Genomic DNA, 15,135 nt, shown 5'->3' on the forward strand with positions numbered 1-15,135 from the left:
CCATGTTCTTCGTCATTATTATACCATATTTTTTTCCAATAATCTCTTTTTTTCTTCTGCACTTATTTTCATTGTGAACAATATATTTAACATCTCTAATAACCCATGTTCTTCGCCTTGATCATAATCATATTGTGTACCTGGATACAACATGATCAATTCCATTAGATCGTAGTCTTTTTGTGGGCAATGCCATTCTTTTTTTAAACATTTTTCTTTGACATGATAAATATTGATTACATCATTTTTTTCTTTTTTATGAACTGGGCATATCCAAATCGAATAGACCTTTTGGATATCGTTGAAATTTGAATTTTCAAATCCATCAGCTGCATTTTTTTGACGTGCTAAGATTCTGCAAGTATAATAGATACCTCTTCTCACTAGTGAATACCCTGGATTATCATCTATTTGTATTTCAAAATTCATAAAGATTCCTACGCACTCTGTTCCACCATCTGCTGTTGGCAGATTTGCTTTAAATAATACATCATATCGAATGGGTGCTCCGATAATACATTCATCCTCTACATTCATTCCGATAATCTGATCATGATCTTTCACAATCGCAATGACTTGAGGATCATTTTCAATACAATTGACGATTTCATCTACCGTCATATCTTTACATTCTTTCATCACACGTTTCATGATACGCGACACAACCGGTTTATTGCTTAATACCAATTTACATATATGATCATACGCTTTTGTTTTTTCCATTGTGACTAGCGATTCCCCTAATATCATATTCTTTGGTCTATTTACTATTGCAGTATCTAGTATGCTTGGTCTTAAAAAAATCTTCTTTCCTTTTTTCATTTCTTCATTCAATAAATTTGATTGTTCAACGCTCATTCACATACCTCCGTTCTCATAATAGGTAACATTATACACAAAAAAGGAGGGCTTGTTACAAAAAGCATAAATAATTATATTTTTAGCTAAAATCTTAAAATAAATCATTACTTTTTATTTTAAAACGTTGGTTTTTAAATATGAAAAGGACTCCATTTTAACCAAAAAGCAGGCAGAAGTCCCCCACTTCTATGCTTTGCATAAGTGGTGGGAGTACGTCACTTATTTAGATAGTTCATCCGCTATTACTTTCAGCAAGCTCATGTTGTCATCACTACTATCTTGACTCAATTCCCAAATCATGATCCCACCACAGTTTTTCTTAGCGTACTGTGCTTTTTTCTTCATAGTTTCTAAACCATTATAATATACATCCATCCCATTATAGGTAACATGATCTTTCTTTGATGCACCTTTATTTTCCTTAATAATATCTCCATAGCCTGCCCAACTTGGCCTTGCGTAAAATGGTACTCCCAATATGACTTTATTAGGGTCAACATTTCTAGTATCTGTCCAATATTCTATGCTGTTTACTGAAAAATCATATGGAGAATGACGCTCTCCATCCCCACCATCATAAGCCATCACATGAATACGGTCTACTGCCTTCAAGACTGCATCACTATGCGCTGCTGCATCATAATATATATTGCCATCTGCAGTAGCTCCACTTAAAACAGCACTTGTCAGAAGCTTTTTTTCATCATGTAATTTATCTGCCAGATACAACATCAACGCTTCATATCGTTTCCCAGTATTTCCATCGACACGTGGATGCTCCCAATCCATGTCTATTCCATCAAATCCATATTGATCACACATGTTTATAATAGCATCGCCAAATTTCTTTATCTTTTGATCGTTTTCTGTAGCGGAAACAAATGTCGCTTCTAATGGAACATCATTATAACTCCATCCACCTACTGCTAATAACACACGAACGTTTTGTTTATGAGCCTTCGTGATAATTTGTTTTGCGATATCTGCATTATCTAAGGGGCGTAAATCTCCATCACTTGTTGGTATGGCGAATGCATAAATAATATCTGTCAATTCATCATAGCGAAGATCATCCGCCTTTGCTGGTTTCCATGAAGGAAAATAACCGACAATCTTTTTATCTCCTGTTTCCACATGCTTCTTATTGGTAACTGTATCCTTTTTCTTTTCATCTTTTACAGGTGTAATACTTTCTTTTGTATCCTCCCAAACATCACTGTTCCCTGGTATTTCTCCCTGTGTCCACCATTTTGCTTTATAAATCTTTTTCTCATATATCACCTTATCTCCTCCATTATATACGGCAGATTTATCCCATGAAGGATATTGGGAAGTGTTCTCTTCTTGTTTTGTTTCTTTATCTTTTTCTTCGTTTTTTTCCTTGTCCTTAGCTGTATCTTTTTCTGCAATTTTTTCCTCTTTCACAGCGTCTTTTCCACTAGGTGAACTTTGAAAATGTTGTAAAGAAGTCATAAGCAGTACTCCTGATAATAATCCAATGATAAAAATCAAAATTCCTTTTTGTATCGATTTATTTTTTAAATTAAACTTTTTCATTTATGATTTCCCCTTTTATACTTTTACAAAGTATAACAAATCTCATACACACGCACAAGGGATTCAAAAATATTCAGAAATACGGTAACTTCATCTCCTGTATTGTACAATTTTTACTATTCATATCTATTTCTATATCAAATGTAATTCACAATCTTCTCTATCATCCTATATTTTGTTCTTGTATGCGGTTTCTTTTCATATTATAATGTCTTTATAGTACACGTAAGATACAAGGAGAACAATATGCCAAACTTAATTACTCACAAGATTTTTGCGGAAGAAGTATTAAAACGATTACATCATGAAGATATCATTCAAATGATCAAAGATAATGAACAGCTCTATTATATCGGTAGTAATGGTCCTGATCCTTTGTTTTTCTATGGCGCAACCCCATGGAATTTATTTCATGATAACCTGGTTTCACAAATAGGGAATACGTTGCATTGTGGCCATGTCAATGACTTTTTCAGATGTGGTCTTGATGAAATCTTAAAACAGAAAAAAGATGATATCAAAACACGAATGTCTGTATATCTATTTGGTCATTTATGTCATTGGGCTATTGACAGCAGTGCCCATCCATATGTCTATTATCGTACAGGCGATTGTACTGGCATGAGTCTGAATTATCATCATCGATTTGAATCCGTATTAGATGAAACAATGTTGAGAACCTATCGAAACTGTAGTATTAAAGAATACCATTTTCCTGATATCTGCTTATACAATCAAGAAATTTTACAAGCAATTGCCCGTATTTATGTTCCAACAGTTAAGAAGCTGTTTCAAAGTGATATCCGCGTTTATGATATTAGAAAAGCATTAGATGGATGGCGTCACGCACAGGAATGGCTATATGATCCACATCATTATAAGATTGATGCATGGCTTGGATATGAAATGCTTCGTCATCAGAAATGGCAAATGTCAGGTAATATTGTGCCAAATCAGGATGAGAATGATTTTGATGTTTTAAATCTTAAGAAAGAAGTATGGAAACATCCTTGTGACCATGAAATCATAAGCAATGATTCTTTCCCGGAAATATTTGAAAAAGCTGTTCGATTAGCTGTAAAAGCCATTGAAGTTGCTTATCAGTACACGTTGAATGAAGCATCTTTACAAGCGCTTATGGATATCTTGCAAGATCGTGCATATGACACTGGAATGGCTGGCTTTCAAGAGATGAAATATTTCGATATCATTTTTGAAAAGTAAAACGCTATCATTTTTATTTAATTTGACATAAAAGTGTTGACAAAAGTAAATTAATGTTTAAAATAATAGCTGTAATACTTGGATTGTTACTGATGTGATCAGGCAAGACCTTTGAATAACATGACTATATTTTTATTATAGTTTTTGTAATTCTTAGGTCTTTATTTTTATCGGAGGGAGATTATGAAAATTATTAAGATTTTCAACAACAACGCAGTGGCCACTATTTCTGACAATAAAAATGATCTCATACTGACTGGTTCAGGTATTGGATTCCAGAAAAAAATTGGAGATGAAGTAGATGAACGCCGCATTGAAAAGCGCTACGTCTATGAGGGTGGCGAAAAAAACGCGATGTATCAGTTGTTTTTACGCACACCTGAAAAATACTTCAAGCTTTCTCAAACGATTATGGAAGAAGCTGTCAAACGATTAAACATATCCTTTCAGGATCAAACCATCGTAGCATTGACAGATCATATCTGTTTTGCGGTAGAACGTTATGAAACAGGTACAGAACTTCCCAATCTGGTACTAACAGAAATAAAAACCTTATACAAAGAGGAGTATAAAATTGGTTTATGGAGTATCCAATTGATTGAAAAAGAACTTGGTATCCATTTGCAGGAGGATGAAGCCGGATATATCGCCTTGCATATTATCAATGGATCCAGTGATACCAATTCCAATTCCACAATGGAAACACTTCAACTGATTGAGGGTTGTATACAGGTAATTTCTGATACACTGGATGTTCGCTTTGATGAAGAGAGTCTGGATTATATTCGTTTAACAACACATCTGAAATTTATGGCGCAACGCATCTTCAATGGTGAACATGAGGAAGAAAGCTTTGAAGATAAAGAAATGGCTGTGTTCTTAGCGAAAAAGAATAAAAAAATTCTGTCATGTGTACATGCAGTGCGTGATTTCATTTATGAAACCTTCGGCTATATGCTGACAGAAAAAGAGCTATTATATTTGATGATTCATATTTATAAGATTAACAACTGAATGGATTGTTACTGATTCGATCAGGCAAGACCTAAATTCAACAGATAAACAAAGCTTTTTGTTTTGTGACGGCTGTAGTTTTTAGGTCTTTTCTATTATAAGAGAGAGGACGATAGTATGAAAGAAAAATTTGTTGGAGCAATGCAGACATTCTCCAAAGCCATTGTGGCACCCGTACTTTATTTACCCGCTGTAGGATTGATTCTTGTTATTTGTAACTTTATGATCAACCCTAACATTGTATCCGCAGTACCATTTTTAGGAAATGAGGTTATCCAGATCATCTTTAAGGTCATGTATAATGGCTTGATGTCCGTATTTAATAACTTAGGACCAATTTTTGCGATTGGTGTTGCATTTGGTCTTGCGAAAAAGAAAAAGGAACATGCGGCGCTGGTTGCTTTCCTTTGTCTGTTTATCTTCTGTGCTGCACAGAATTCATTCTTATCCTTAACAGGTATGTTACATGAAGCAACTGGCAATGGTCAAAACATGATGCTAGGCTTCCAGATTGTGGATATGGGTGTATTCCTTGGGATTATCATTGGTGTAATCGTAGGATGCTTGCACAATAAATATTGTGATAAAGACTTAGGTGAAGTACTTTCTGTATATGGTGGAACACGTTTTGTATTCTTGATTTCTATTCCAGTGATGCTGATTATGGCAATTGCATTTGCTTATTTATGGCCACCTGTACAATCCTTGATCACTTCTGTTGCAACCTTTATTTCAACATCTGGTGGTATTGGATTCTTCACATTTGGTTTCTTAGAACGTTTATTGATTCCTACAGGTTTACATCACTTGATTGGTAGTGCATTATGGTATACCGATTTAGGTGGTGTTGCTACTGTTGCCGGTGAAACTTATTCTGGTGCTTGGGCGATCGCATTAGCACAGTTAGGTGACCCTGAAACTGCAAAATTATCATTAACTACCATTTTCAATAACGTTACATTAGTAAAAGTATTTGGTTTATCTGGTGCTGGTCTAGCAATGCTGCATTGTGCAAAACCTGCATTAAAAAACAAAGCCAGAGCAATTTATGTACCAGCAATCCTGACAAGCTGTCTTGCTGCGATTACAGAACCAATTGAATTTACATTCTTATTTGTTAGCCCTGTACTATTCCTGATTCACTCTGTATTAACAGGTATCTTCTTCTATCTGTTGTACTTCTTCCAGATCACATGCTGTACTGCTGGAGGTATTTTTGAAACATTGCTATACAATGTACCTGCGGGTGTCGCAAAAACCGGATGGCCTTGGTTCATTTTATTAGGACTTGTACAGATGGCTGTATACTACTTCGTATTTAAATGGTTCATCTTGAAATTTGATGTAAAAATCCCTGGTAGAGATGAAAGTGATGAAGATGTCAAACTGGTAACAAAGAAAGATTATGAAGCAGCAAAGAAAAATACCGCAACACCATCCTCTGCTGGTATGAACAATTCCCTGGGTGCCCAGATTTATGAAGCTGTTGGTGGTATTCAGAATATCAAAAATATAGACAATTGTTTCACACGTTTACGTATTGTTGTGGATTCTTTAGATCTTGTAGATGAAGAAAAACTAAAAGAAACAGGCTCTAAAGGACTTGTGAAAAGAGGCAATGAAATCCAGATTATCTATGGTGTGAATGTAAATAAATTTAGAAAGAGTTTAGAAGATTATTTAGAAGCTAATCATTTAGCAATAGAAGGAGAATAACATGGAACCAAAAATTATCACAATCGTTGGTGGAGGAAGTACTTATACACCAGGTGTCGTAAAGGCAATTTTATCAAAAAAGGATACCTTTCCTGTAAAGGAAATCCGTGCATATGATATCGATGAAGAACGTCAAAACGATGTCGCAATCATCGTAAAAGAAGTTGTAAAGGCGAATTGTCCAGAATGTAACTTCTTTACAACAACTGATCCGGAAACTGCATTTAAAGATTCAGATTTTATCTTCGCACAGATTCGTGTTGGTAAATATGCAATGCGTGAACAAGATGAAAAAATCGCATTAAAGCATGGTGCAGTTGGACAGGAAACATGTGGCTGTGGTGGTCTTGCTTATGGACTTAGAACGATTTATCCAATGGTGGAAATCTTGGATATGGTAGAAAAGTATGCCGCACCAAATCACTGGATTTTAAACTACTCCAACCCTGCCGCTATCGTTGCATTGGCATTAAAGAAATTAAGACCAAATGCACGTATCATTAATATTTGTGATATGCCAGTCGCAATCATTAACAGCTTTGCGGATATTCTGCATTGTGACCCTCATGATATCAAACCTGATTACTTTGGTTTAAATCACTTTGGCTGGTTCACTGATATCTGGGTAAATGGCGAAAGTCGTTTTGAAGAATTAAGACAACATGCCATTGCACATGGATATTTATGTGATGTACCAGATGAACAGCACTGGGAACCTTCTTGGGTACATACTTATGGCAATGTTAAACCAATGATGGAACGTTTCCCTGATTATCTTCCAAATACATATTTACAGTATTACTTATTAAGTCAGGATATCGTGAATGATGCCAACCCTGATTATACAAGAGCAAATGAAGTTATGGATGGCAGAGAAAAAACATTATTTGATGCAATCAGACGTTATAAGGAAACTGGAAAATATGATGATGGCATGTTTGTGGTAGGTGCACATGGTACATTTATCGTTGATCTTGCGGAATCTTTATGTAGAGAAAATGGTGGACGCTATCTGCTTATCGTGAAAAATGAAGGTGCCATCGCTGATTTACCAGATGACGCCATGGTGGAAATCCCATGTTATGTATCCCCTCGTGGAGTAGAAAAAATCTCAGTTGGACATATCCCAACATTCTATAAAGGCATGATTGAACAGCAATACGCTTGTGAAAAATGTCTGGTAGAAGGTGCTATTGAAAACTCTTATACAAAAGTTTTACAGGCATTCGCATTAAATAAAACTATCAAATCATCTACACAGGCCAAAGCAATCCTGGATGATATGATTATCGCAAATAAAGATTATTGGCCAGAATTAAAGTAAAGGAGTAAATGATTATGTGGAACCTATTCAAAAACAAAAAGAAACAGGCAATCGGATCACCAGTACAAGGCAGGTTGATTGACTTATCATCTGTAAAAGATGAAGCCTTTGCCAGTAAAGCCATGGGAGATGGCTTTGCGATAGAACCATCTTCTGATATCTTTGTATCACCCATTGATGGTACGATTGCGGCAGTTTTCCCTACTGGACATGCCTTTGGAATTACAAATGATGATATGGAAATCATTGTACATATTGGAATTGATACTGTTGAACTACAGGGAAATGGGTTTCACAGTTATGTAAATCAAGGCGATCAGGTAAAAAAAGGAGATCCTGTTGTGAAAGCTGATATCGCATCTATCAAAGCAAAAGGGTATGATGTTACCACAATGGTAATTTTCACAGATGGTAAACAACCAGTAGTAGAAAAATTAAACGAATTGGTAAAAGAAGGTGAAGATGTTGCAAGCATTGCATGAATTTAGAATCGTATCAGTAAAAGAAAAACTGCTCACGATACTTTCCTTGATCATCAGTTATTTGATGCCAATCATCGGCTTCATCATTATATACTGTCAAAAGAAAAAACAAAATTCTTCCCTTATAAAAAAGGCTTCATGGACAGGTATCATTCTTGCATTTACACTATTCTTCTTAGATTATTTAGCATTTATTCTTCGTTAATCATTGAGCATGGCATCGTTTATCGTGTCATGCTTTTTATTTTTTATAAACGTTCCTTAGAAAAAGTTGTATTTTTATGACTTTTTCAAACGAATAAGTTTAAATATATTGATTTTTTTCTAAGGAAAAATGCATAATATGGTTATATCATAAGACGAGGAGATGTGCATATGGAAAGAAAATTCATGAAACGGCTATTAGAATGGAAAGACTCTACGCAAAAGATGCCAATGCTTTTGTTTGGGGCCAGACAAGTGGGTAAAAGTTATTTAATCTTAGATTTTGCGAAGAAAAATTATAAGGACTATGTGTATTTAAATTTTGAAAAAGACCAAATACTATCTTCCTTTTTTGATATTAGTCTTGATCCAAAATCAATTATCGATCAATTAGATAAATACTTTCATCTTCAAATTACAAAAGAAACACTTTTAATATTTGATGAAATTCAAATTTGTCCACGTGCCATCACTTCATTAAAATATTTCTGTGAAGAAATGAATGAGCAACCTGTGATTGCGGCTAGTAGTTTATTAGGTGTTGCCATACATCGTGAGAACATTTCATTTCCTGTAGGAAAAGTACTGCTAGAACAACTATATCCATTAGATTTTGAAGAATTCTTAATGGCAAAAGATGAAGAATCATTAATCACAATGATCAAAACTTGTTATGAAGAGAAAAAGCCAATGCCAGATGTATGGCATTTAAAAGCAGTGCAATATTATAAAGAATATGTTTTATGCGGAGGAATGCCTGCTGTTGTATTATCATATCTTACACAAAGCCCTATTTCCTATGATATGATTCAACAAAATATCATAAATGCATACCTGGCAGATATGGCAAAATATGCAACACCTTCCGAAGCTATGAAAATACGTTCCTGTTTTCAGTCCATACCTGAACAATTAAGTAAAGACAATCATAAGTTCCAATATAAAATCATAGAAAAGGGTGCCACAAAATCAAAATATCAAGATGCGATTGAATGGTTGATGGATAGTGGGTTGATTATCAAGGTTTCTAAAATAAAAAATAATCTTTTGCCAATGAAATGCTATGCTGATTCAGATTTCTTTAAAATTTATATGAGTGATACAGGTTTATTATCTAATCTATATGGATTAGATATGTCTGTATGTATCAAAGATGAGTATGCAATATTTAAAGGTGGCTTAACCGAAAACTATGTTGCACAACAATTAAAAACAAAAGGGTATGATGCCTGTTACTATGAATCAAATGGTATTGCGGAAATTGATTTCATGATTACTAAATCTCATCAAGTGATTCCTATGGAAGTAAAAGCTTCTTTCAATACAAAATCTAAAAGCTTAAAAATGTATATGGATAAATATCAACCAGAATATGCAATCCGCTGTTCATTAAAGAACTTTGGAAATAAAGATGGTGTTTTATACCTTCCTCTATATGCCCTATTTTGTTTATAATCAGCATTGACAATCATGTACGTACATATTATAATGACGCTGTTAGAAAGAGGTATGGTATGACAGAAAAAGAAAAAGCGGCACAAGGCCTATTGTATGATGCAAATTATGATGAGCATTTAAAAAAAGAACGTTTGGAATCTATCGAAAAATGTTTTGACTACAACCATATACGCCCTAGCAAAAAAGAAGAACGCCGAGCACTTTTACACTCCCTTTTAGGACATGTAGGTGAGCATGTAACCATTGAACAGCCATTTCATTGTGATTATGGGTATAACATTGAGGTTGGTGACAATTTTTTCATGAATTATAATGGTGTCATTCTGGATTGCGCAAAAGTTACCTTTGGGGATAACGTATTTGTGGCACCTAACTGTGGTTTTTATTGTGCTGGACATCCTTTAGATGTTGAACAAAGAAACCAAGGATTAGAATATGCTTATCCTATCACAATTGGAAATAATGTATGGATTGGCGCAAATGTTGCAGTACTCGCTGGTGTTACCATTGGTGATGATACTGTGATTGGCGCTGGCAGTGTTGTAAATAAGGATATTCCATCTGGTGTGATTGCGGCTGGTAATCCTTGTAAAGTGATTCGTAAGATTACAGAAGAAGACAAGAAAAAATATTGGAAATAAAATACAGCAATACAAAAAATCACCTCATTTTGGGGTGATTTTTTTAACTATAATAAGTAAATACTGTCTATCAAAAAGATTTATATTATGTTATGCAAGGAAAATTTGATAATAACTAAATCTCTTTAATTTTTTTCACAATTGCTTTTGCGTCTAGTTCGTATTTTCCTAATAAAGCATCTGGTGTTCCACTTTCTCCAAAGCAGTCCTGCATACCGATCATGACCATCTTCACTGGTTCATTCTTCACCAATACTTCTGCAATCGCACTACCTAAGCCACCAATCACACTATGTTCTTCACAGCTGACGATGACTTCATGTTCTTTTGCCAGTTCTTTGATCAGTTCTTCATCGATTGGCTTGATACATGGCATATCTACCACTGTGACTTCTTTGCCTTCAGCTTTCAATGTTTCATATGCACTTAATGCTTCCTGTACCATCAAACCTGTGGCTACGATTGCGACTTTCTGGCCTTTTCTTAAGACATTGCCTTTGCCATATGTGAACGCTGTATCATCTTGATATACATCTTCCACATTGCCTCGTCCAAGTCTTACATAACATGGGCCTTCGATATCTGCGACTGCTTTGACGATCATCTCTGCCTGCTTAGCATCACATGGATTGAATACCTTCATGTTTGGCATTGCACGCATCAATGCGATATCTTCTACACTTTGATGACTTGCGCCATCTTCACCTACCGTAATTCCTGCATGTGTGGCACATACTTTTACGTTTAACTTAGGATATGCAATACTGTTTCTTACCTGTTCATAAGCTCTTCCTGCCGCAAACATTGCAAAGCTGGATGCATAGACAACCTTGCCACTTGCGGCTAATCCTGCAGCGACACCCATCATATTGCCTTCTGCGATTCCCATATTGAAATGGTGTTCTGGTCTTGCTTTTTTCGCATCACATGTCTTGGTTGATTTGGTCAGGTCGGCATCTAGTACGATCACATCATCACGTTCTACGATCAGTTCAGCCAGTGCTTTTCCATATGCTGTTCTTGTCGCTACTTTACTCATTGCCTTCACCTTCCAATTCTTTTACTGCTTGTGCACACTGTTCTGCATTTGGTGCACTTCCATGCCATGCGGCGTTGTTTTCCATAAAGGATACACCTTTGCCTTTGATCGTATGTGCTAGGATCATCGTTGGTTTTTCCTTTTCTTTCTTCGCTTCATCGAATGCGAAACGAATATCTTCATAATCATGTCCTTTGATGTTAATGACATTCCATCCAAATGCTTTAAATTTTTCATCAATTGGTGTAGGGTTCATGACATCACGGATGTTACCATCAATCTGTAAAGAGTTGAAATCTACGATCGCACATAGATTATTCAAACGATAATGAGCAGCAGCCATAGCAGCTTCCCATACTTCGCCTTCTTCACATTCTCCATCACCTAATAAGGTATAGACTCTATGATCATTTCCATCTACTTTGTTTGCTAATGCCATACCAACAGCGGCAGAGATACCTTGACCAAGGGAACCTGTGGACATATCGACACCATCGACATAGTTCATATTAGGGTGTCCCTGTAGTTTACTGTTGATCTTTCTGAAAGTATTCAGATCTTCCTTTAATAAACCTTTTTCAAATAAAGTGGCATACAGTAAAGGTGACGCATGACCTTTTGATAATACAAAACGATCACGATCGATACCTTTGACATTGTCTTCATTGATATCCATGACTTCAAAATATAATACCGTTAATATATCAGCTGCGGATAAAGATCCACCTGGATGACCACTATTTGCGTTAGCGACCATACGGACGATATTCTCACGAATATGTGCAGCATGTTGCTTTAGTTCTTCTGTTTTCAAATGATATTCCTCCTGTCACTTAAACGTATATTTCGTTATACTATGGAATTCTTCATTCGCTTTTAATAACGTTTCCGGATTCGTTTGTGAATTAATCGCATCTGGCAGGAAAGAAGTTTCTAAACATACAGCACAATGTCCTTCATATGGCTTTTTATTTTTACCTATATGAGCTGGAGTATAACATGGTACATAAAAGTGAAATCCTGGTAAGTCTGTTTCTACAATCAGCTCATGTTTACTATTTTCATCTTTTAAATGAATTCTATGATCTCCATCCTTTGCGAAACGCATATAATGATCGTATCCATTAGCAAAACGGATTTGTTCAATTTCCATATGATCGATATCCGCTCCAATTGTTTTACCCTGACGGAAATCAAAAGGAGTGTTCTCTACTGATAATAATTTACCAGTAGCTAATCTGTTTTCATCATTTTCACCATAATATGTAGCATTACAAGTCAAGATTTGATGTTCCACATTGCCTTTTCCTTCTCCCTGTAATGCAAAATAGGAATGATTAGTAAAGTTTACAATGGTATCTTTATCACTTTTTGCATAATATATAAAGCTAAGTGTATCATCTTCTAATGCCACGTTTACTTTAAATTCTAAATTACCAGGATATCCTTCTTCCATATCCTTGCTTATATATGTAAAACATATGGTGTCATTGTTTATTTCTGCATCAAATATTTTAGAATGAAAACCTGAAGGACCTCCGTGTAATGCGTTATTACCATCATTTTTGGCTAATGCATACTGTTTATTATTTAAACAAAATTGTGCATCAGCGATACGATTTGCACATCGACCAATTGTCGCCCCAAAATAATTCTCAAAACGTTTATATTCATCTAATGTGTCATATCCCAAGACCACATCATCACCACTATCATTATAAACTACAGAAGTAATTGTAACTCCCAGATTTAATATTTTAACAGTAAGTGACTTAGATGTTAGTGTGTATTCTTTTACATGTTTATCGCCTTGATATTGTTCACAAGTTATCATTTTATTATTCCTTTCTGACTTTTATTCAAAAGAAACATAGTCTTTATAATCATTAAAAATCAGATATTTTGGTTCTACATCCTCTTCGACTTCAGGTATTCTTTCCTTTGCCTCATAGAAGCGATTATCTGAGCGATCATCATTTGTCGTGGATACTTCAAAAAGCATGATATCTCCTGTTCCAGGTACCCCCTGCCATTGATGATATTGTCCCTGTTTTAGCGTTACGCTTTGCCCAGGATGCAATACAATCTTATTACCTGCTTTAACAGTTACATATTTCCCATCTAAACTTACAGTTACATCACTATCATCAAAAGATCCATCCTCTTTAGAATTATAAAGGGTTATTTCTAAATCTCCACCACCACGGTTGATAATATCCTCCATTTTCTTCCAGTGAAAATGAAATGGAAGAATCTGACCATCTCGTACAAATAATAACTTCTCGCAATATGGTTTTGAATATGTATCTTGATCAAAAAAGTTTCCATTTCGGAAAGTAAAGATTGTTAAACCAATTCGATTAAAATCTCCACTTCCAAAATCAGTAATATCCCAGCCTAACATATTATCTACGATTTCGCGTTCATCCTGTTCTAGGTTTTTCCAATCTTCTATACTGTATGTTGCAAACGGTGGTAAAGGCAGCATATATTTTTTTGTTGCCTCAATTGTATAATCAATAATTTCATTCATTGTTGAGCGTTTCATAATAAATTTTCCTCCCTTAAATATGTCTTTATTTCTTCATTTCCATTTAATATAGAAACTTCTATTTCATATTCTATTTGTGTTTGTGCTTTCAATACTTTTAAACGGCCTTCATCTCTTTCGATGCTACGGCCATTTACACGGGCATTACATGGTTCTAGTCCTGCCACATAATTTCCTTCTCCAGTAAATTTCCATTGAGTAAAATGATCTAATGTATCCTTTTTATACTTTAAAGTGAATCCGATATTGCGTTTATGATTGATGATGGCAGCCTTACACCATCCATTTGTTTCCTGGATATTATGATAATAAACAGTATCAGGATAATGTGGTGTAGGTCCTAAATAAATGTTATAGGCATCCTCTCTGTTTTTTGCGATATCATCTCTGGGTTCTACGTTTAATGAATTAGCGTAAAATCGGGTATCGCGATCAAGTATAGGATAGCCGATATTAAAGTGATAAAGCATCATATGTTCCATATCTTCAAATCCATCATTTCGGATAATATCATGAATGGTAAATTTGTTTTCTCCAGCTTTTACAAGTATGTGGCGATCTAAAGTAAGATGATAAGATAATGCTTTTGTTTCTTTTACAATCCCATGTATATCAAAATATAAATCATCATCTCTCCACTTTTCACTAACGTGAAACTGTTGTGCAGGTATATTAGAAATTCGACCATGTAATGGTAGTATTTCACCTTTATCTTTTTGGGCAGACCCCATGGATGTTAAGCCGCCACACACTAATAAGCCACCACTAAATGAACGAAGCCAGCCATCTTCATACGCCTCATAATAGGATGGGTGTACATCTTGATTATATGAACGATAGGAAATTGGTAATTCTTTGAAATAGCAACAACCTATATCCATACCGCGACTTTCAATTACTTCAAAACGTAAGCCACTTCCAGAGTTAATTTCACAGATTTTTATTTGTTCCCCACGTCCATCACGTAATGTATAAGATTTGTATCCTGCTGCTACTTTATAATCACCAAAATGACGCATTAATTCTTTTCGAGTAAATTCTTCTCCCAGTATTTTTACCATTTG

At 35.1% G+C, this 15,135-nt stretch carries 15 protein-coding genes; 8 read left to right on the forward strand and 7 right to left on the reverse strand.

Annotation, left to right across the window (positions count from 1 at the left end):
- Window positions 1-18: 18 nt before the first annotated feature.
- Both DW761_RS00520 and DW761_RS00525 read right to left on the reverse strand, forming a co-directional pair.
- Window positions 19-858 carry a hypothetical protein gene (locus tag DW761_RS00520; protein ID WP_117516094.1) on the reverse strand — a complete coding sequence of 280 codons (840 nt, stop codon included), beginning with the start codon at window positions 856-858 and terminating at the stop codon, window positions 19-21.
- Window positions 859-1,080: 222 nt separating this feature from the next.
- The gene (locus DW761_RS00525) at window positions 1,081-2,418 is read right to left on the reverse strand and encodes a glycosyl hydrolase family 18 protein (protein ID WP_117516095.1); all 1,338 of its coding nucleotides are present in this window, start codon (window positions 2,416-2,418) and stop codon (window positions 1,081-1,083) included.
- A gap of 246 nt (window positions 2,419-2,664) precedes the next feature.
- On the opposite strand from DW761_RS00525, the gene DW761_RS00530 reads away from it, so the two are divergent.
- From DW761_RS00530 to DW761_RS00565, 8 genes are all read left to right on the forward strand, one after another.
- Window positions 2,665-3,642 carry a zinc dependent phospholipase C family protein gene (locus DW761_RS00530; RefSeq protein ID WP_117516096.1) on the forward strand — a complete coding sequence of 326 codons (978 nt, stop codon included), beginning with the start codon at window positions 2,665-2,667 and terminating at the stop codon, window positions 3,640-3,642.
- Between the two features lie 183 nt (window positions 3,643-3,825).
- Window positions 3,826-4,656 (forward strand): PRD domain-containing protein, encoded by an 831-nt coding sequence (locus DW761_RS00535; protein ID WP_117451343.1) that lies wholly within the window; start codon window positions 3,826-3,828, stop codon window positions 4,654-4,656.
- A gap of 117 nt (window positions 4,657-4,773) precedes the next feature.
- Window positions 4,774-6,372 carry a PTS transporter subunit EIIC gene (locus DW761_RS00540; protein WP_117516097.1) on the forward strand — a complete coding sequence of 533 codons (1,599 nt, stop codon included), beginning with the start codon at window positions 4,774-4,776 and terminating at the stop codon, window positions 6,370-6,372.
- A gap of 1 nt (window position 6,373) precedes the next feature.
- Window positions 6,374-7,696: a 6-phospho-alpha-glucosidase gene (locus tag DW761_RS00545; RefSeq protein ID WP_117451339.1), complete on the forward strand. Its 1,323-nt coding sequence runs from the start codon at window positions 6,374-6,376 to the stop codon at window positions 7,694-7,696.
- 14 nt (window positions 7,697-7,710) lie between these two features.
- A complete protein-coding gene (locus DW761_RS00550; protein ID WP_117451337.1) occupies window positions 7,711-8,178 on the forward strand; it encodes a PTS sugar transporter subunit IIA in 468 nt (155 codons plus the stop codon).
- On the forward strand, window positions 8,159-8,383 hold the full coding sequence (locus DW761_RS00555; RefSeq protein WP_117451335.1) for a hypothetical protein: 225 nt from the start codon (window positions 8,159-8,161) through the stop codon (window positions 8,381-8,383). The genes DW761_RS00550 and DW761_RS00555 overlap by 20 nt, the downstream gene beginning before the upstream one ends.
- Before the next feature lie 170 nt (window positions 8,384-8,553).
- Window positions 8,554-9,837, forward strand: a complete 1,284-nt coding sequence (locus DW761_RS00560; protein ID WP_117516098.1) for an ATP-binding protein — start codon at window positions 8,554-8,556, stop codon at window positions 9,835-9,837.
- A gap of 59 nt (window positions 9,838-9,896) precedes the next feature.
- Window positions 9,897-10,481: a sugar O-acetyltransferase gene (locus tag DW761_RS00565; protein WP_117516099.1), complete on the forward strand. Its 585-nt coding sequence runs from the start codon at window positions 9,897-9,899 to the stop codon at window positions 10,479-10,481.
- Window positions 10,482-10,596: 115 nt separating this feature from the next.
- Here DW761_RS00565 and DW761_RS00570 read toward each other — a convergent pair whose 3' ends face one another.
- The 5 genes from DW761_RS00570 to DW761_RS00590 all read right to left on the reverse strand — a co-directional run bounded on the left by DW761_RS00570 (window position 10,597) and on the right by DW761_RS00590 (window position 15,132).
- The gene (locus DW761_RS00570; RefSeq protein ID WP_117516100.1) at window positions 10,597-11,520 is read right to left on the reverse strand and encodes a transketolase family protein; all 924 of its coding nucleotides are present in this window, start codon (window positions 11,518-11,520) and stop codon (window positions 10,597-10,599) included.
- The gene (locus tag DW761_RS00575; RefSeq protein ID WP_394336544.1) at window positions 11,513-12,277 is read right to left on the reverse strand and encodes a transketolase; all 765 of its coding nucleotides are present in this window, start codon (window positions 12,275-12,277) and stop codon (window positions 11,513-11,515) included. Before DW761_RS00575 ends, DW761_RS00570 begins: the two co-directional genes overlap by 8 nt.
- Window positions 12,278-12,349: 72 nt before the next feature.
- Window positions 12,350-13,354, reverse strand: a complete 1,005-nt coding sequence (locus tag DW761_RS00580) for an aldose epimerase family protein (RefSeq protein ID WP_117516102.1) — start codon at window positions 13,352-13,354, stop codon at window positions 12,350-12,352.
- A gap of 21 nt (window positions 13,355-13,375) precedes the next feature.
- Window positions 13,376-14,068, reverse strand: a complete 693-nt coding sequence (locus tag DW761_RS00585) for a D-lyxose/D-mannose family sugar isomerase (RefSeq protein WP_117516103.1) — start codon at window positions 14,066-14,068, stop codon at window positions 13,376-13,378.
- On the reverse strand, window positions 14,065-15,132 hold the full coding sequence (locus tag DW761_RS00590) for an aldose 1-epimerase family protein (RefSeq protein WP_117516104.1): 1,068 nt from the start codon (window positions 15,130-15,132) through the stop codon (window positions 14,065-14,067). Before DW761_RS00590 ends, DW761_RS00585 begins: the two co-directional genes overlap by 4 nt.
- Window positions 15,133-15,135 lie beyond the last annotated feature (3 nt).

This window comes from Absiella sp. AM29-15 (genome assembly GCF_003434225.1).
GTDB lineage: Bacteria > Bacillota_I > Bacilli_A > Erysipelotrichales > Erysipelotrichaceae > Hoskinsella > Hoskinsella hominis.